Origin of the sequence: Hyalangium gracile (assembly GCF_020103725.1) — a bacterium.
Lineage (GTDB): Bacteria > Myxococcota > Myxococcia > Myxococcales > Myxococcaceae > Hyalangium > Hyalangium gracile.
The window spans coordinates 26,590-44,679 of record NZ_JAHXBG010000042.1 but is presented as its reverse complement, the minus strand read 5'-3'; the positions used below and the strand labels follow the sequence as shown (position 1 = coordinate 44,679).

At 70.2% G+C, this 18,090-nt stretch carries 13 protein-coding genes; 9 read left to right on the top strand and 4 right to left on the bottom strand.

Annotated features, from left to right (window positions below; all coding sequences use genetic code 11):
- Complete coding sequence (locus KY572_RS44875; protein WP_224249944.1) at positions 1–1,560, bottom strand: TlpA disulfide reductase family protein; 1,560 nt, start codon at positions 1,558–1,560, stop codon at positions 1–3.
- Between the two features lie 178 nt (positions 1,561–1,738).
- Between KY572_RS44875 and KY572_RS44870 the strand changes: the two genes are divergently transcribed.
- The 3 genes from KY572_RS44870 (at position 1,739) to KY572_RS44860 (ending at position 7,099) form a co-directional block, all read left to right on the top strand.
- Complete coding sequence (locus tag KY572_RS44870) at positions 1,739–2,464, top strand: SDR family NAD(P)-dependent oxidoreductase (protein WP_224249943.1); 726 nt, start codon at positions 1,739–1,741, stop codon at positions 2,462–2,464.
- Complete coding sequence (locus KY572_RS44865; protein WP_224249942.1) at positions 2,461–3,486, top strand: S-adenosylmethionine:tRNA ribosyltransferase-isomerase; 1,026 nt, start codon at positions 2,461–2,463, stop codon at positions 3,484–3,486. Before KY572_RS44870 ends, KY572_RS44865 begins: the two co-directional genes overlap by 4 nt.
- 241 nt (positions 3,487–3,727) lie before the next feature.
- Positions 3,728–7,099, top strand: a complete 3,372-nt coding sequence (locus tag KY572_RS44860; protein ID WP_224249941.1) for a DUF5011 domain-containing protein — start codon at positions 3,728–3,730, stop codon at positions 7,097–7,099.
- A 162-nt stretch (positions 7,100–7,261) separates the two neighbouring features.
- On the opposite strand, the gene KY572_RS44855 is transcribed toward KY572_RS44860, so the two are convergent.
- Both KY572_RS44855 and KY572_RS44850 read right to left on the bottom strand, forming a co-directional pair.
- Entirely contained in the window at positions 7,262–8,482 is a 1,221-nt protein-coding gene (locus KY572_RS44855; protein WP_224249940.1) for a zinc-dependent alcohol dehydrogenase, read from the bottom strand.
- Positions 8,483–8,628: 146 nt separating this feature from the next.
- Positions 8,629–10,131, bottom strand: coding sequence for a Ppx/GppA phosphatase family protein (locus KY572_RS44850; protein WP_224249939.1), 1,503 nt, complete (start codon positions 10,129–10,131; stop codon positions 8,629–8,631).
- 101 nt (positions 10,132–10,232) lie between these two features.
- Here KY572_RS44850 and ppk1 point away from each other — a divergent pair, with 101 nt between their 5' ends.
- Entirely contained in the window at positions 10,233–12,425 is a 2,193-nt protein-coding gene (gene ppk1 / locus KY572_RS44845) for a polyphosphate kinase 1 (RefSeq protein WP_224249938.1), read from the top strand.
- A 199-nt stretch (positions 12,426–12,624) separates the two neighbouring features.
- The gene (locus KY572_RS44840; RefSeq protein ID WP_224249937.1) at positions 12,625–13,677 is read left to right on the top strand and encodes an NAD(P)-dependent alcohol dehydrogenase; all 1,053 of its coding nucleotides are present in this window, start codon (positions 12,625–12,627) and stop codon (positions 13,675–13,677) included.
- A gap of 21 nt (positions 13,678–13,698) precedes the next feature.
- Here the strand turns inward: KY572_RS44840 and KY572_RS44835 are convergent, their stop codons facing one another.
- Positions 13,699–14,466, bottom strand: coding sequence for a TetR/AcrR family transcriptional regulator (locus tag KY572_RS44835; protein WP_224249936.1), 768 nt, complete (start codon positions 14,464–14,466; stop codon positions 13,699–13,701).
- 110 nt (positions 14,467–14,576) lie between these two features.
- Between KY572_RS44835 and KY572_RS44830 the strand changes: the two genes are divergently transcribed.
- The 4 genes from KY572_RS44830 to KY572_RS44815 are packed head-to-tail and all read left to right on the top strand — an operon-like array spanning position 14,577 to position 17,943.
- A complete protein-coding gene (locus KY572_RS44830) occupies positions 14,577–15,344 on the top strand; it encodes an SDR family NAD(P)-dependent oxidoreductase (RefSeq protein ID WP_224249935.1) in 768 nt (255 codons plus the stop codon).
- Positions 15,345–15,354: 10 nt separating this feature from the next.
- The gene (locus KY572_RS44825) at positions 15,355–16,557 is read left to right on the top strand and encodes an acyl-CoA dehydrogenase family protein (protein WP_224249934.1); all 1,203 of its coding nucleotides are present in this window, start codon (positions 15,355–15,357) and stop codon (positions 16,555–16,557) included.
- Entirely contained in the window at positions 16,557–17,576 is a 1,020-nt protein-coding gene (locus KY572_RS44820) for a phosphotransferase family protein (protein WP_224249968.1), read from the top strand. The genes KY572_RS44825 and KY572_RS44820 overlap by 1 nt, the downstream gene beginning before the upstream one ends.
- On the top strand, positions 17,569–17,943 hold the full coding sequence (locus KY572_RS44815) for a DUF6285 domain-containing protein (protein ID WP_224249933.1): 375 nt from the start codon (positions 17,569–17,571) through the stop codon (positions 17,941–17,943). Before KY572_RS44820 ends, KY572_RS44815 begins: the two co-directional genes overlap by 8 nt.
- The last annotated feature ends 147 nt before the right edge of the window (positions 17,944–18,090 follow it).

Below are 18,090 nucleotides of genomic sequence, written 5' to 3'. Positions count from 1 at the left end.
TCAGGGCTCCGGCGCGCCAGCCAGCTCCCTGCTCTCCAGCGAGAGCTCGGCATGGCGTGCCCAGAGCTCCTCCTGGGCCCTGGCCGCCTGGCTCCAGCCTCCAGGGTGGTAGAGGGGCAGCTTGCCGGTGCTCGCGGCCTCGAGCGAGGCGCGGCTCGCGGCGAGCGCTTCTGGAAGGCGGCCCTGCTGCTCCAGGACTCGAGCCAGGCAGTCATGGGCGAGCGGGTTGTCGGGCTCGGCGGCCCTCCAGGTGGAGCAGATCCGCTCCGCGATGAGGGTGTCCGTCACCGAGGCGGAGCTCTGGCTCGCGGCGAGGCGGCTCCAGACATCATCCCGCTCGGCGAGCACCTGCCAGGCCCAGGGCAGGAGCGTGGGAGGCCACTGCCGCGAGACGTCCCCATAGGGCTGTGTCAGCAGTCGGGACAACGCCCGGCGGGTGAGGAAGGCGCCGGGCTCGAGTCGCACCATGTGGTCGAGCACCTGCGTCACGTTCTTGAAGTCCCGCGCCAGCAGCAGCGCATCCACGGTGATGGCGAGCAGCTCCAGCGCCGTGCCCTCGGCGGTCTTCAGCAGCTCGCGCAGCTCCCCGGGAGCCAGCTCCGAGGCATGGGCGGGTGGGCCCAGCCGCTCCTCGAGCCGGGCCAGGAGGGCAAAGGGGCTGTGAGGGTGGTGCTCGAGCTCACGCTCGATGGGAAGAGGGATGCCACAGGCGCCCACGTCGACGAAGGCGTTGCGCACGGGCCGGCCCTGCGCGTCGGAGATGGGCAGCGTGTGCTCGATGAACCGCCTGTCCCCACGCGAGAGCACGCGCAGGTGCACGAGCGTCGCATCCTCGGGGAGCTTCAGCTCGTAGGAGAGCAGCACGCCTCGCGGGCGCATGGGCGCCACGCCCTGGGTGAAGGAGCCATCTCCGTGCACGTCCCACGCGACCAGGGCCTCGGCGGGGTGCTGCAGGGACGCTGGCGCGTAGTAGAGCTTCACCGTCCCGCCCCGAACGGGTCGCTCGGGACTGACGAGGAGGGGAGACTCCCATACCGGACTGCCCTGGGCAGGCAGGACGATGGTGGGCGCACGGGCCTTCCTGGCCTGGGGCGGCTCGAGCTGCGAGTCGATGGCCTCGGTGAGGCGGAGGAACGCATCGGTGGCGCTCGTCCACCGCTCGACGATGTTCCCGTCACGCCCGATGACGACGTGCGTCGGGAAGCCCGAGACGCCGTATGTCTCCGCCAGCTCCTCGGCCTCGGGGATGACGGCATAGTGGAGCGGGTACCTGCTCAGGAACGGCCGCAGCTCGTCCGCCTTGTCGAGCGCGGGCGCCAGGAACACCACGCCCGGGTTGGACTGGTAGCGGGCGACGACGCGGTTGAGCGCCCTGCGCTCGTGACGGCAGGGCGGGCAGTCCTTGAACCAGAAGTTCAGGACGACGATCTTCCCCGACAGGGCGCCCAGCGTGTAGCGGCGGCCCTCCAGGTCCGTCACGTCGAAGGGCGGAGCACGCTCCGCGAAGGCCTGGGAGGCCAGGAGGGCAGCGGTCAGTGCGAGCAGGCGAGCGAGTGACAAGTCAGGGCGGAGCTTAACAGCCAGGAGGCACCTTCGAGGCAGGGGGCCCGACGAGAGCGGCCGTTCCCCTGCCCGCTCTGTCCTCGCGCTCACGGAAGAACATTCCGCCAATGCATTGGCATCCAGGCCAATGGGCTGGCCAGGGCCGTGTACTCCTTGAGGCACAGGAGGAGACACGATGAAGCTCGAAGGCAAGGCGGTACTGGTGACGGGCGCAAGCCGCGGACTGGGCGAGGCGCTCATGAAGGACCTGGCCCGCAAGGGCGCTCGGGTGGTGGGCGTTTCGCGCAACGCCCAGGAGATGGAGGCCGTGGCGGCGGCCCTGCGCGCCCAGGGGCATGTGGCGCATGCGCTCGCGTATGACGTGGGGGACAAGGAGGCCATCTACCCGCTGGCCGGCGCGGCGTCCGCGCTGGTGGGTCCCATCGACGTGCTGGTGCACAACGCCAGCATTCTGGGCCCCACGCCGCTGCCCCTGCTGCTCGACACCGCGTGCGAGGACCTCGCTCGCGTGCTGGAGGTGAACCTGGTGGGGCCCTTCCGGCTCACCAAGGCCGTGGCCGGCGCCATGGCGATGCGCGGCGGCGGCGTGGTGGTGCACCTCACCTCGGACGCGGCCGTGTCCGCCTACCCGCGCTGGGGCGCCTACAGCGTGTCCAAGGTGGCGCTGGAGCACCTGGGCCGCATCTGGGCCGCGGAGCTGGAGGGCACTGGCGTGCGCTTCTTCAACGTCGACCCCGGTGAGATGGACACGAAGATGCACAGCGACGCCATGCCGGACGCGGACCCCGCCACGCTCCTGCGCCCGGAGGCCGTGGCCGCTCGTATCGTCACCCTGCTGGAGCGCGCGGAGGGGGTGCCCTCGGGCAGCCGCCTCGAAGCCGCGCGACTGGAGGCCGCATGAACGCCGCACGCTGGCCCCGTGAGCACCCCGAGACAGGCAGGCTGCTGCACATCGCCCCGAGCACTGGCCGCATCTCGGACCGGCGGGTGGAGCACCTCCCGGAGCTGCTGCGCGAAGGGGATCTGCTCGTCGTGAACGACGCGGCCACGCTCCCGGGCTCCCTGCAAGGCCGCACGGAGGAGGGCGCGCCCATCGAGCTGCGGCTGCTCGCCCGGGAGGAGCAGGGCACCTGGACCGCGGTCCTCTTCGGCGCGGGGGACTGGCGGATGCGCACCGAGGATCGGCCCGCTCCGCCCTCGCCGAAGGAAGGCGCGCGGCTGCTGCTCGGCTCGCTCACGGCGCGGGTGGTGGAGGTGCTGCCGCCGTCTCCGCGACTGCTCCGCGTGGCCTTCGACGCCCAGGGCGCCGCGCTGTGGGCCGGACTGTACCGCTCCGGCCGACCCGTCCAGTACTCGTACCTCTCGGGCCCGCTCGAGCTCTGGCACATCCAGACCGTGTACTCGGCGAGACCCTGGGCCGCCGAGGCGCCCTCCGCGGGCCTGCCCCTGACGTGGGCGGTGCTCCTCGAGCTCCGACGCCGAGGTGTGCGCTTCGCCTCGCTCACCCACGCCGCCGGGCTGTCCTCCACCGGTGATGCCGCGCTCGACGCCGCGCTGCCTCGCCCGGAGCGCTTCGACATCCCCGCCTCCACGGTGGAGGCCCTCCACGCCACGCGCGCCGCGGGAGGCCGGGTGGTGGCCGTGGGCACCACGGTGGTGCGCGCGCTCGAGGGACGTGCGCTCCAGTCCGGCGGTACCCTCACCCCCGGCGAGGGCGTGACGGACCTGCTCATGGGCCCGGGCTTCGTGCCGCGTGTGGTGAACGGGTTGCTCACCGGCGTACATGACCCCACGACCAGCCACTACATGCTCCTCCAGGCCTTCGCTCCGCTCCCACTGCTCCGCGAGGCCTCGCAGATTGCGGAAAAACTCGGATACCTGGGGCACGAATTCGGGGATTCGTCGCTCATCCTCAGTCCCTGAGGCTGGAATTCCAGCTTCGGGGAGCCCCCTAGCCGGCCAGTTCGGAGAGCCAACCCCTTGAAATCACTCCGTGGGGAGGAGGCGAGCGGCCTGGAACCCCCGAGTTCTAGGGTTGCCCTACTGTAAAAGTTCAGCGGCGCTTGACGGGAATTCTCGTTTACTTCATAAATAGAGGAAATTTCCCGGGCAGCTGGAATTCTCCCCCCTCCTCCCGCTGCCTACATCAGCCCGGAGTGTCGCAATGAACCGCGCAAATCTGTGGAGAGCGTCGCTGCTGATGGTCGGCCTGACCGCCGCTGCATGTGGGCAGGAAGACACCCCCGCGTCCCAGCCGGAGAGCACCCTGGGCTCCCGTCAGGACGCCATCTCGCAGCACAAGGCGCTCATCCTGGCGCGCACCGTCACGGGCGGGGAGAACAGCGTCGAGGCGCAGGCGGCCCAGCAGTTCGGCATGCAGGTGAAGGTGGTGGACGATGCCGAGTGGGGGACGATGTCCGCCGCGGACTTCGCCACGTACCGGGTCATCATCCTGGGTGACGCCTCGTGCGCCAACCTGGATGCGGTGTCGGCCGCGGTGGCCAACCGCCACGTGTGGGGCCGGGCCGTCAACGGCAACGTCTTCATCGCGGGCACGGCTCCGGTGGCCAACGGCGCCCCGGAGCTGGTGACGCAGAGGGCGGTCCGGTTCGCCTCCAGCCTGTCCGGCATGACGGGCCTCTACATCTCCCTGAGCTGCTACTACCAGGACGCCGCTCCGAACACGCACGTGGAGCTGCTGGAGCCGTTCGGCGACTTCGCCGTGCAGAGCGGCGCCTGCCACGACACGGTGCACATCGTCTCGGATGATCCGGACCTCAGCGCGCTCCAGGACGAGACGATGTCCAACTGGCCGTGCTCGGTGAACGCGCAGTTCGACAGCTTCCCGGCGGCGGACTTCGCCCCGTGGTCCATCGCGACCTACCCGACCGGCGCGCGTGGGGCGAGCCCGGGCGTGAGGGAGTTCTACGACGGCGCCTTCGGGGCTCCCTACATCCTGGCCCGCGGCGCGGTGCTGCAGGGCTGCGGCAACTACGACCAGGACATCGGCGAGGCGTGCGACCACGGCAACGAGAGCAACGGCCTGGCGAACCAGTCGTGCTCGGCCACGTGCCAGTTCAACTGGTGCGGCAACGGCGTGCTGGACGAGGGCGAGGACTGCGACGAGGGCTGGCGCAACGGCACCAGCGTGAGCGCCTGCCCCCGGTCCTGCCGCGTCCTGCCCGCGCCGCCCCCGTCCAACCGCCCGCCCCTGGCCCTGTGCCGCAACGTGACGCTGAGCGCGGGCCCCACCTGCGGTGGCGTGGGCGCCTCCATCAACAACGGCTCGAGCGATCCGGATGGGAACCTGGTGGGCTGCGAGCAGAGCGTGACGACCTTCGAGGCGGGCCTGACGACGGTGTCGCTGACGTGCACGGACACCAAGGGGCTGTCGGCCTCGTGCTCGAGCTCCGTCACGGTGGTGGATGACATCGCCCCGACCATCTCCTGCCCGGAGGCGAGCACCTTCGAGTGCGGCGTCGGCAGCGCGCAGCTGACCCCGGCCGAGGCGCAGGACAACTGCACGGCGCCGACCCTGAAGCACGCCATGGCGGGCGAGGGCTTCGCGCTGGGCGCCGAGCGCCAGGTGACGTGGACGGCGAGCGACGGCGAGAACGAGGCGTCGTGCTCCACCACGGTGAAGATGGTGGACACGCTGGCTCCGAGCCTGGCGCTCGAGGGCGCGGGCTCGGTGGCGCTGGAGTGCGGCGTGGGCCAGTACAAGGAGGAGGGCGCCACGGCCACGGACACGTGCGCCGGGGACCTGAGCGCCAAGGTGGCCATCAGCGGCTCGGTGGATCCGGCGGCCCGCGGCTCCTACGCGGTGACCTACAGCGTGGCGGATGCCGCTGGCAACACGGCCTCGGCGGTGCGCGCGGTGAGCGTGAACGACACCCTGGCCCCCAGCATCTCGCTGCTGGGCGCGCAGACGATGAAGCTGGAGTGCGGCCGGGACAGCTTCACCAACCCCGGCGCCACGGCCTCCGACGCGTGCTCGGGTGACCTGAGCGCCAAGGTGGCCATCAGCGGCGCGGTGAACACGGCGGCGGTGGGCAGCTACCCGGTCCGCTACGAGGTGAAGGACGCGGCCAACCTGAGCGCCTCGGCGGTGCGCACGGTGCAGGTGGAGGACACCCTGGCCCCGAGCATCTCGCTGAAGGGCGCCAGCTCGCTGGCCCTGGAGTGCGGCGTGGGCCAGTACACGGAGGCCGGTGTGACGGCCACGGACGTGTGCGCCGGGGACCTGAGCGCCAAGGTGGCCATCAGCGGCACGGTGAACACGGCGGCCCGCGGCTCCTACCAGAAGACCTACAGCGTGGCGGACGCCGCTGGCAACGCGGCCTCGGCGGTGCGCACGGTGAGCGTGAACGACACGCTGGCCCCGACGCTGGCCCTGGTGGGCTCCGCGACGATGAAGCTGGAGTGCGGCGTGGACAGCTTCACCAACCCCGGCGCCACGGCGGTGGATGCGTGCGCCGGCAACCTGACGTCGGCCATCACCACCAGCGGCGCGGTGAACACGGCGGTGGTGGGCAGCTACGCGGTGAGCTACCGGGTGGCGGACGCGGCGGGCCTGAGCACCTCGGCGGTGCGCACGGTGCAGGTGGCGGACACCCTGGCCCCGAGCCTCGCCCTCAACGGCGCCTCCACGCTGACGCTGGAGTGCGGCGTGGGCCAGTACACGGAGGCCGGTGCGACGGCCACGGACGTGTGCGCCGGCAACCTGAGCGCCAAGGTGGCCATCAGCGGCACGGTGAACACGGCGGCTCGCGGCACCTACCGGAAGACCTACAGCGTGGCGGACGCCTCCGGCAACACGGCCACGCTGCTGCGCACGGTGAACGTGACGGACACCAAGGCCCCCGTCATCACCCTGGTGGGCTCGGCGAACATGACGATCGACCGCGGCACCCCCTTCACGGATCCGGGCGCCACGGCGGCGGACAGCTGCTCCGGCAACCTCACGAGCGCCATCGTGAAGACGGGCTCCGTGAACAGCTCGGTGGTGGGTACCTACACGCTGCGCTACACGGTGACGGACGGCGCGGGCCTGAGCTCCACGGTGACGCGCTTCGTGAAGGTGGAGGAGGCCTGCGACACGGAGATCAACGTGAAGCCGGTGCAGCAGATCTGGCCGCCGAACCACAGCTACCAGTCCTTCCGCCTCTCCCACTGCGCCTCGGTGACCAGCTCGTGCGGCTCGGGCGGCGGCTGCCACGGCGACGACGCGGACATCAACGAGATGGGCACCATCCTCTCCATCTACAGCGACGAGGTGGAGGATGCGACCGGCAACGGTGACGGCAACACGGACGACGACATCGTCATCACCGGCCCCAGCAGCTTCAAGCTCCGCGCGGAGCGCCAGGGCAAGGGCAACGGCCGCGTGTACGGCATCCGCTTCAAGGTGACGGACAGCTCCGGCGCGGTGCAGACGGCCACCTGCAAGTTCGCGGTGCCGCACGACCAGGGTGACCGCAACGTCGTCGATAACGGCGCGGCCGCCGGCTACACGGTGAACGCCCCGAACTGGTAGTCAGGTCGCTCGCCTGGCGCGAGCCCTGGACGAGCTGTTGCTCGGGCGGGCCCCACCCCCAGCCGCCCGAGCCACAACGAGGACCCGGCAATCCCCCCTGGGTTGCCGGGTTCCTCCATGTCCGGGGCCTGAAGTCCAGGCCTGGTGGCCCGGCGCCAGGGCTCAGGTGAGCATGGGCGGCTCGAGCTCCACCTTGAGCCAGCCCGGCTTGCGCAGGTCGAAGTTGCGGTAGGCGTCGATGGCGCTCGTCATCGACTCCACGCGCGAGAGGATGGCGGTGGGGTCCACCACGCCGGTGCGCACCAGCTCCAGCAGCTTGGGGATGTACTTGCGGTGGTCGCAGTTGCCCATCTTCAGCGTGAGGTTCTTGTTCATCGCCTCGCCGATGGGGAAGGTGCGCGCCGTCTGCGGGTAGACGCCGATGATGGACAGCGTGCCCGCCTTGGCCAGGGCTTGCACCGCCCACATGAGCGCCTGCGCCGGCGCATCCCCGGGCACCCAGTTGCCGCCGTCCGGGTTCGTCTTGGGCGCCACCTCCTTCAGCTCGCGCTTGAACTCGGCGGCCTCCTTCTTGGCCGCCTTCGCCGCCGGCCCGTGGTGCGCGTGCATGGAGTCCACGCCCACCGCGTCGATGGCCCGGTCCACGCCGATGCCGTTGGTGAGCCGGCGCAGCGTCTCCACCGGATCCTCCTGATCGAAGTTGATGATCTCGGCGCCCTGGGCGCGGGCCATGTCCAGCCGGTCCTCATGGCAGTCGATGGCGAACACCCGCCCGGCGCCCAGCAGCTTGGCGCTCACGATGGCGAACTGCCCCACGGGGCCCGCGCCGAATACCGCCACGGTGTCCCCGGGTTTGATCTCCGCCAGCTCCGCGCCGAAGTAGCCGGTGGGGAAGATGTCCGAGACGAGGATGGCCTGCTCGTCCGTGATGCCCTCCGGCACCCGCACCATGCCCACGTGCGCGAACGGCACGCGCACCTTCTCGGCCTGCATGCCGTGGAAGGGCCCGGTCATCTCCGGCCCGCCGAAGAAGGCCGTGCCCGCCAGTGGCCCGTTGGGGTTGGCCTCGTTGCATTGGGAGTAGTAGCCCGCGCGGCAGTACACGCAGCTGCCGCAGGCGATGGTGGAGCAGATGACGACGCGGTCGCCCACGTTGAAGTTGCGCACGTCCTCGCCCAGCTCCTCGATGAAGCCCACGCCCTCGTGGCCGAGGATGGTTCCGGGGCGCATCCCCGGCATCGTCCCGCGCACCATGTGCAGGTCCGTGCCACAGATGGCGCTGGCGTTCAGGCGCACGATGGCGTCCGTGGGCTTCTCGATCCTCGGCTCCTCGACGTCATCGAGCCGGATGTCTCCGATTCCATGAAAAACGACGGCTTTCATCGCGCGCGACTCCTTCCCCCAGGGGGCGCTGTGGCTGGCGCGGAGCCCGCCCGCACGGCGAGTCCGCGCCTTGGAGGTGGCCATCCCCCTTGGGAGGGGCAAAGCACGCGGCCTGCCTCTCCGGAGCGCAGGGGAGCGGGCGAGCGCTAGCGGGCGACGTGGAAGGACAGCCGCTTGCCGTAGACGCCCCGGAAGGAGGCCACCTCGCGCTCCACGGTCCACAGCTCCAGGTCCAGCGGCTGGCGCGTGCGCAGGTGCAGCGCCACGCCATCGCGGCTGACGGAGGCCTTGATGGACTTGATGAGCTGCTGGTGGCTGCAGTCCAGCGCGTTGGCCAGGCGCAGCAGGGTGGCGAGCTTGCGCACCGTGCGTGCCTCGGAAGGCAGCAGGCCCACCATCCCCGAGTGCTTCACATCCGGCGGGCTGCGGCGGTGGTAGCGGGCCACCCGCGCCACCAGCTCGCGCTCGCGGTCGGCCAGGCCGGGCAGGTCCGCGTGGTGGATGAGGTAATAGGTGTGCTTGTGGTGGCGCTCGTAGTTCACCGCCGTGCCGATGTCGTGCAGCAGCGCCGCCACCTCCAGGTAGGGCCGGGTGGACAGCGGCAGGTGGTGCAGCGCCGCGAGCTGATCGAACAGGGCCAGGGCCAGCCGCGCCACCTGCTGCGAGTGCTTCTCGTCGAAGAAGAAGCGCCGGCCGATGGCGATGGCCGCGTCCGCCAGGCTGGTGTCATCGCGCGAGGCGTCCTGCCGGTAGAGCAGATCCACCAGCAGCCCGTCGCGCAGGCCGCGGTTGACGGCCGTCACGGACTCCACGCCCAGGTGCTTCGCCACGCCCTCGAGGATGATGGCCCCGGAGACGATGATGTCCGCGCGCCGCGGATCGAAGCGCTTGCGCCGCCGCTCCGGAGGCATGTCCGCCAGGGTCTCCACCGCCTGGGTGAGCTGGCGCACGGAGGCGTTGCTGCCGCTGTCGCCGGAGGCGAAGGACACCACCGCGTTGATGGTGCCGGACGAGCCCAGCGCCACCCGGGGCAGCCGCGAGAGCTTCTCCGGCAGCGTCTTGCGCACCACCTCCGCCACGAAGCTGCGCATGAGCCGCAGCTGCTTGGGCGTCACGGCCTTGGAGGCGTTGAACACCTCCGTGAGCCGCACCGCGCCTAGTGCCAGGCTCCACAGGTTGTCCGGCTTCTCGCCCGTGGCGGTGGCCACCTCGGTGGAGCCTCCGCCGATGTCCACCAAGAGAGAGCGGGCGCCGGGCGGCTTGCGGTGCAGCACGCCCAGGCAGATGAGGCGCGCCTCCTCCTTGCCGCTCACCACCTCGAGATCCAGCCCCGCCTCGTCGCGCACGCGGCGGACGATCTCGGCGCGGTTGCGAGCCTCGCGCAGCGCGCTGGTGGCCACGGCGCGCACCCGGGCCTTGTGGCGACGGCACAGCGCGGCATAGCGGCGCAGCGTGGAGAGCAGCCGGTCCGCCGTCTCCCGGGGCATGGAGCCGGTGGCGAACACCCCCTCGCCCGGCCGGATGGGATCTCTCTCCTGGTGGAGGGTCTCGAGCGCCCCATCGGGATCCGGGCGGGCGAGCTCCAGCCGCACAGCGTTGGTTCCCACGTCAATGGCGGCAAGAACAGGCTGGGTCGTCGAAGTGGGCATATACAGAGGACCGGCAGTCTAACGGTTCAACGTTCGATGTAAGGAATCATGCCGGGGGTAGGTGTACTGTGACATCCCCGTGACGTGACGTGGGGGAGATCGTGCAAGAGTCTCGCATCGTGGATCTCAACGACCCCCAGCTGTTCATCAACCGCGAGCTGTCGTGGATTGCATTCAACGAGCGGGTGCTCGCGGACGTGCGAGAGGCGAGCCTGCCCATCTACGAGCGGCTGAAGTTCTTCGCCATCACGTCCTCGAACCTGGACGAGTTCTTCATGGTGCGGGTGGCGGGCCTGAAGCAGCAGCTGGCCAGCGGGGTGGCGGAGACGGCGGCTGACGGCATGCTGCCGGCGGACCAGCTGGCGGCCATCAGCGAGCACGTGCACGCGATGGTGGACGAGGTGTACCGGCTCTGGCGCGAGGAATTGCTGCCGAAGCTGGCCTCGCACGGGGTGGCGGTGCTGACGCGGGACAAGCTCACCGCGGAGCAGAAGGCGGCGGCGAAGTCGTACTTCACCTCGTCGGTGTTCCCGGCGCTCACGCCGCTGGCGGTGGACCCGGGCCACCCGTTCCCGCACCTGCGCAACAAGTCGCTGAACGTGGCGGTGCTGCTGCGGCGAGAGGGCCCCAAGCGCAAGCGCAACATGCGCGAGACGTCGCTGGCGGTGGTGCAGGTGCCCAGCGTGCTCAGCCGTCTGGTGTCGCTGCCGCCGCCGCAGGGCACCACGCTGGCGGTGCTGCCCCTGGAGGAACTCATCGCGCTGTCCGCCGGGGAGCTGTTCCCGGGCTACGCGGTGGAGCAGACGGCGGCCTTCCGCGTCACTCGCAACTGGGACCTCAACGTGGACGAGGAGGAGAGCGCGGACCTGCTCTCCACCATCCAGGAGGAGCTGCGCCGGCGGGACAGGGGCGCCGCGGTGCGGCTGGAGCTGGACGCGGCGGCCAGCGCAGAGCTGGAGACGTCGCTCACGGCGGCGCTGAAGCTGGGCACGCCGGACGTCTACCGCCTGCAGGGTCCGCTTCAGCCGTCGGACCTGATGATGCTGACGGACCTGGACGTGCGGCCCGAGCTGCGCGTGGAGCCGCTGGTGCCGGCGGTGCCGCCGGTGCTGAGGGATGAAGAGCCGGTGATGAGCATCATCGCCAAGCGGGACATCCTGCTGCACCACCCCTACGAGTCGTTCGATCCGGTGGTGCGCTTCCTGGAGGAGGCGGCGGAGGACCCGAACGTCCTGGCCATCAAACAGACGCTGTACCGCACCAGCGGCGACAGCCCGATCGCCCGGGCGCTGACGCGGGCGGTGGAGAACGGCAAGCAGGTGGCGGTGCTGGTGGAGATCAAGGCCCGGCTGGACGAGGCCAACAACATCGCCTGGGCGCGGCGGATGGAGGAGAACGGGGTGCACGTCGTCTACGGGCTGATCGGCCTGAAGACGCACTGCAAGGTGGCGCTGGTGGTGCGCCGCGAGGGCAACGGCATCCGTCGGTACGTGCACCTGGGCACGGGTAACTACAACCCGACGACGGCGCGGCAGTACACGGACCTGTCGCTGTTCACGGCGCGGCAGGAGATCGCCGAGGACGTGACGGCGCTCTTCAACATGCTGACGGGCTACTCCACGGCGCCGCAGTGGAAGCGGCTGGTGGTGGCGCCCATGGGCCTGCAGGAGAAGGTGCTGGCGCTCATCCACCGAGAGACGGAGAAGGCGAAGAAGGGGGACGCGGCGCGCATCATCGCGAAGATGAACTCGCTGGTGGACTCCAGCGTCATCAAGGCGCTGTACGCGGCGAGCCAGGCGGGGGTGAAGATCGACCTGCTGGTGCGCGGCATCTGCTGCCTGCGGCCGGGCGTGCCGGGGGTGAGCGAGAACATCCGCGTGACGAGCGTGGTGGACCGCTTCCTGGAGCACAGCCGGGTGTTCGCCTTCGGCGAGGGGCCCCAGGCGGAGGTGTGGATGTCGAGCGCGGACTGGATGCCGCGCAACTTCCTGCGCCGCATCGAGACGATGTTCCCGGTGGAGGAGCCGGCCCTGCGCCAGCGGCTGCTGGACGAGGTGCTGGGGGTGGCGCTCAAGGACAACGTGAAGGCGCGGCGGCTGCAGCGGGACGGGACGTATGCGCCGGTGGGGCAGGATGGCTCCCAGGTGCGCAGCCAGATGGTGCTGCTGGAGCTGGCCAGGCGCATGGCGGACCCGAAGCCGCTGGAGTCGCTCATCCGGCACGTCGCGGCGCCGGAGCTGCCCGCCGAGCCACTGCGCTCGCCCGCGGCCCCGGTGGTGCCTCCGGCCACCTAGCGAGAGGCTCTCGCCATCACCTCATGGGCCGTGTCCACGAAGGCGCGGCCTCCAGCGGCTCGGGCGCCCGGTTGACGGCGGGTCTTGCCTGCTCGAACAGGCGCCCGCCGACCCAGCTCGTCGGGATGTTCTGTTTCGCGAGATGGCTGCCGGGCGCAGATTTGGACTCACCTGACTCGATCCAGGAAGGAACGACTCGATGCTGAAGACTCTCTCGTATGCGGCGGCGACCGCCAGCTCCCCGCTGGCCCCCTTCACGCTGGAGCGCCGCGAGCCCGGCCCGCATGACGTGCTCATCGACATCCTCTACTGCGGCGTCTGCCACTCCGACATCCACCAGGCCCGCGACGAGTGGGGTGGCGCTCGCTTCCCCATGGTGCCGGGCCACGAGATCATCGGCAGGGTCAAGCAGGTCGGCCCGAAGGTGACGAAGCTCAAGGTCGGCGACATGGCGGGCGTGGGCTGCATGGTCGACTCGTGTCGGGACTGCGATCCGTGCCGCCGACAGCTCGAGCAGTTCTGCGAGAAGGGTGTCGCGTTCACGTACAACAGCACGGAGCTGGACCGGAAGACGCCGACGTACGGTGGCTACTCCTCGCAGGTCGTCGTGACCGAGCACTTCGCGCTGAAGGTGCCGGAAGGGCTGGAGCCCGCGGGCGCCGCGCCGCTGCTGTGCGCGGGCATCACCACGTACTCGCCGCTCAAGCAGTGGAACTGCAAGAAGGGCGACCGGGTGGGCGTGGTGGGGCTGGGCGGGCTGGGCCACATGGCGGTCAAGTTCGCCGTGGCCATGGGCGCCGAGGTGACGATGCTCAGCACCTCCAGCTCGAAGGAGGCGGATGCGCGCCGGCTGGGGGCTCAGGCGTTCGAGAACACCAAGGACGAGGGCACCTTCCGCAAGCTGGCCAACCGCTTCGATCTGCTCATCGACACCATCTCGGCGCCCCACGACTACAACAAGTACCTCCGCATGCTGCGCCCGCTGGGCACGATGGTGCTCGTGGGCGTTCCGCCGGAGCCTGCCCCCGTGGGCGCCTTCTCGCTCATCAACGGGAACAAGCGGCTGGTGGGCTCGAACATCGGGGGCATCGCCGAGACGCAGGAGATGCTCGACTACTGCGCGAAGCACAAGATCGTCTCGGACATCGAGCTCATCCCCATCCAGAAGATCAACGAGGCCTACGAGCGCATGATGCGCAACGACGTGCGCTACCGCTTCGTGATCGACATCGCGACGCTCAAGCAGGGGTGAGCAGGGCTGGACGTCCGTCGCCTACTTCGTGCTCGCTCGAGCACGCGCCTTCTTCGCTCGGGTGGCGCTGTCCGGGCGCTCATCGGCGAGCAGGCTGCCCTCCAGCAGGTTCATGACGGCGTCGGTATAGGCCTCGGGAGAGACGTCGCGCTGGCGGTACTTCCAGCGCTTCAGATACCACTCCTGAAGCAGCGGCTTGATCAGCGCCGCCGTCATATCGATGTCCATCCTCCGGAACACACCCTGCCGCACGCCCGACTCCAGGGCTTCGTGGATGAGGCGCTCGGTGGCCAATTCCTCCTGGCGGGCCCGCTTCCGTGCCGAGGGTCCGAAGCCCTTGGCTTCCAGATACGCGAACCGGAACCAGGCGGGCAGCGCCTCGGTCAGCTGGATGTGGCGGTGGATGATCCACCGCAGATGGGCGCGCGGATCGGCGCGTACTTCCTCCGGCACGGTGACCAGCACCCGCTCCACCGCGTCGGAGACCACATCGAGCATCAGCTCCAGCAGGGTGTCCTTGTCCCGGATGTAGCTGTAGAGCGCCCCCAGGCTCACGCCCGAGGCCCGGCTGAGGTCGCGCATGCTCATCTCGTGGAAGCCCTGCTGCTCGGACAGGCGGAGCGTCGCCGGCAGCACGCGGGCCAGGTTCACCACCGCCGTGCGGGGCTTCTTCACCTCCATCCGCTCCCGGTGCCGCTGGTACAGGCGCTCGCAGATCTCGTCCAGGGTGAGCCCGTGCTCCCTGGCGAAGGCGTCTTCTTGTGTGGGCGTGGGCGCGCGTGCCGCCATGGAAGCTCGGGGGAGGACGTTTCCTTCAGAAGAGACTTGCCAGCACTGGCCCGTCAACCCCGATAATAACGAACGTTCGTTCGGATTCCCCGGACAGGAAGGGGTGCGTCATGGGCCTGACATGCTCGCTGCACGGCAGGAACGTGCTCATCACGGGCGCCTCCAGCGGCCTGGGGCGGCACTTCGCCTCGACGCTGGGAGCCGCTGGCGCCACCGTGGTGCTGGCCGCCCGGCGTGAGTCGTTGTTGCAGGACACCGTGGCCGACCTGCGCGCACGGGGCATGAGCGCGCATGCGGTGGCCCTCGATGTGCGCGACCCCGCCTCGGTCTCCGCGGCGTTCGACGCCGCCGCGAGCGCCGCCGGAGTCATTGACGTGGTCATCAACAACGCCGGAGTCACCAGCACCGCCCCGGCCCTCGACATCTCGCACGACGAGTGGAGCCGCGTCCTCGACACCAACCTCACCGGCTGCTTCACCGTGGCCCAGCAGGCGGCGCGGCGCCTGAAGGCCGCCGGGCGCCCCGGCACCATCGTCAACGTCGCCTCCATCCTGGGCCTGCGCGTCGCCGGGATGCTGTCCCACTACGCCGCGGCCAAGGCGGGCCTCATCCAGCTCACCCAGGCGCTGGCCCTGGAGTGGGCTCGCTACCGCATCCAGGTCAACGCGCTGTGCCCCGGCTATATCGAGACCGACCTCAACCGTGACTTCTTCCAGACCGAGGCGGGCAAGGCGCTGATCCAGCGCATCCCGCAGCGCCGTCTGGGACAACTCGCCGACCTCGATGGGCCGCTGCTGCTGCTCTGCTCGGACGCCGCCGCCTACATGACCGGCGCGGTCCTGGCGGTGGATGGCGGCCATCTCGTCAGTTCCCTCTGAGGAGCCGCACATGGACTTTTCCCTGTCCCCCGAAGTCGACGCTCTGCGTGCCCGCGTGCGCGCCTTCGTCGAGACCCACATCATCCCGCTGGAGAGCGACCCCACCGCCCGGGACGACCACGAGAACATCCACGAGGACGCGCTACGGGCGGTCCGCGCCAGGGTCAAGGAGGCCGGGCTCTGGGCGCCGCAGATGCCCAGGGCGCGCGGTGGCCTGGGGCTCGGCGTCGTCGGGATGGCTGCCCTCTATGAGGAGATGAACCGCTCCATCTTCGGCCCCGTCTGCTTCAACGCCGCCGCGCCCGACGACGGCAACATGATGCTGCTGGAGAAGGTGGGCACCCCCGAGCAGAAGGAGCGCTGGCTGCAGCCCATCGTCGATGGCGCGGTGCGCAGCTCATTCGCCATGACAGAGCCCCGTCCCGGCTCCGGCTCCGACCCGGGAGGCATGATGCTCACCCGCGCCGAGAAGAAGGGCGACACCTGGTTCATCACCGGCCGCAAGTGGTTCATCACCGGGGCTGCGGCGGCGTCCCACTTCATCGTGGTCGCCCGCACCTCCGACGACCCCCGGACCGGGCTGACCTGCTTCCTCCACCACCGCGACGACCCCGGCTGGCGCATCGAGCGACGCATTCCGATCATGGGGCCAGAGGAGCACGGCGGACACTGCGAGCTGGTCTACGAGGGCCTCGAGGTCCCCGACGCGAACCGGCTGATGAACGTCGGAGACGGCCTGAAGGCAACGCAGATCCGCCTGGGCACCGCCCGGCTCACCCACTGCATGCGCTGGCTGGGGCTGGCGCGGCGAGCCCTGGAGATCGGTGGAGAGTATGTGCGTGACCGGCTCGCCTTCGGGCAGACGCTGGCCGAGCACGAGAGCGTGCAGACCCTGCTGGGCGACGCCGCGCTCCAGATCGAGATCGGCCGCCTGCTGACGATGAAGGCCGCATGGAAGCTCGATGCCGGGGACTTCGCCCGGAAGGAGGTCAGCATGGCCAAGATCGTCGTCGCCGACGCTCTGCACCAGGCCATCGACACCGCCATCCAGCTCAACGGCGCCCGTGGCTACTCCAAGGACACCCCGCTGGAGTGGATGTACCGCTATGCCCGTCAGGCCCGGCTGGTCGACGGTGCCTCGGAGGTGCACAAGATGGTCCTGTTCCGCAGCCTCCAGAAAGAGGGCAGGGACTTCTGGAGCTGGGGAGTGTGATGGAGGCCCGGCGCGCGGCACTGGCGGTCTGGCTCGCCTCCCAGGCCGAGGCGAGGGACGCGGAGATCCTCTCCCTCTCCCGGCTGTCCGGTGGAGCCATCCAGGAGAACTGGGCACTGGAGGTGGCCTTCACGGGCGGGCCGCTGGACGGCCGTCAGGCGCTGGTCGTGCGCACCGACGCGCCCTCGGGGGTGGCGGTCAGCATGGGGCGGCCCCAGGAGTTCGCCCTGTTCCAGGCCGCCTTCGCCGCCGGAGTGACGGTGCCCGAGCCGCTGTGGCAGGACGCGCAAGGCGTCGTGCTCGGCAAGCCGCTCCTCGTCATGCGTCGCGTCAGCGGCACCGCCGCGGGGCATCGGCTGGTGAAGGACGCGGCCGCTGGAGGAGGACGGGTGGCACTGACCGAGAGGCTGGGGCGGGAGCTGGCGCGCATCCACTCCATCCGTCCGCCGCGCGCGGAGCTGGCCTTCCTGGGAGCGCCGCCGGTCAGCCTGGCGCGTCGGTGGATCGCCGACTTTCGTGGCTGGCTCGACCGGCACGAGGCGGCGCACCCCGCGCTCGAGTGGGGCCTGCGCTGGCTGGAGCGCCACGCGTCCGACACGCCTCGGCCGACCCTCTGCCACAATGACTTTCGCACCGGCAACATCATGGTCGACGCGCGGGGCGTGACCGGAATCCTCGACTGGGAGTTCGCCGGCTGGGGCGACCCGCTGGCCGACATCGGATGGTTCTGCGCTCCGTGCTGGCGCTTCGGCGCCCTGGAGCGAGAGGCGGGAGGGCTCGGCGCGCGCGAGGACTTCTATCGCGGCTACGAGCGCGAGAGCGGAGCCACCATCGACCGTGCCCGGGTTCCCTACTGGGAGGCCATGGCGACCATGCGCTGGGCGATCATCGCCCTCCAACAAGCCGAGCGGCACGTCTCGGGTGGGGAGAGCAACCTGGAGCTGGCGCTGACGGCGCACATCCTGCCGGCGCTGGAGCTGGACCTCCTGGAGATGACACGGGAGCACGAGCATGCGTGACAGGCCCATCGCCCACGAGCTGCTGGAGGCCGCCCAGGCGGTGCTCTCCGACACGCTGCTGCCGGCCCTGCCCCAGGAGCTGACCTACCAGGCGCGCATGGTGCTGAATGCCATCGGCATCGCCGCACGGCAGGCCGCGGCTGGCCAGGCGCCGCTCGAGGCCGCGCGGCACCGACTCGCCGCCCTCTATGGCGATGACGGAAGCGAGCTGTCCGTCCTGGAGCGACGGCTGGCCTCGGACATCCGGGCCGGGCGCTTCGATCCAGGCTCGGCCGACCGGGCTGCGGTCTTCGCCCACCTGTGGGCGACCACCCGCGCCAAGGCCGCGGAGAGCAGTCCGAAGGCACTCAGAGAGCGCACGGAGTGAGCTGAAGTTATGATGGCGGGGTACTCCGAGGTGCGCGCATGTTCGATCGGAAAGGACGTCCTGAACCGATGGCAGGGGGCCAGAGGCCCGTAGCGCACGAGCGCTCCCGCTCGTCGTCACCCGGCGCGCTCCACGAGCAATGGATCT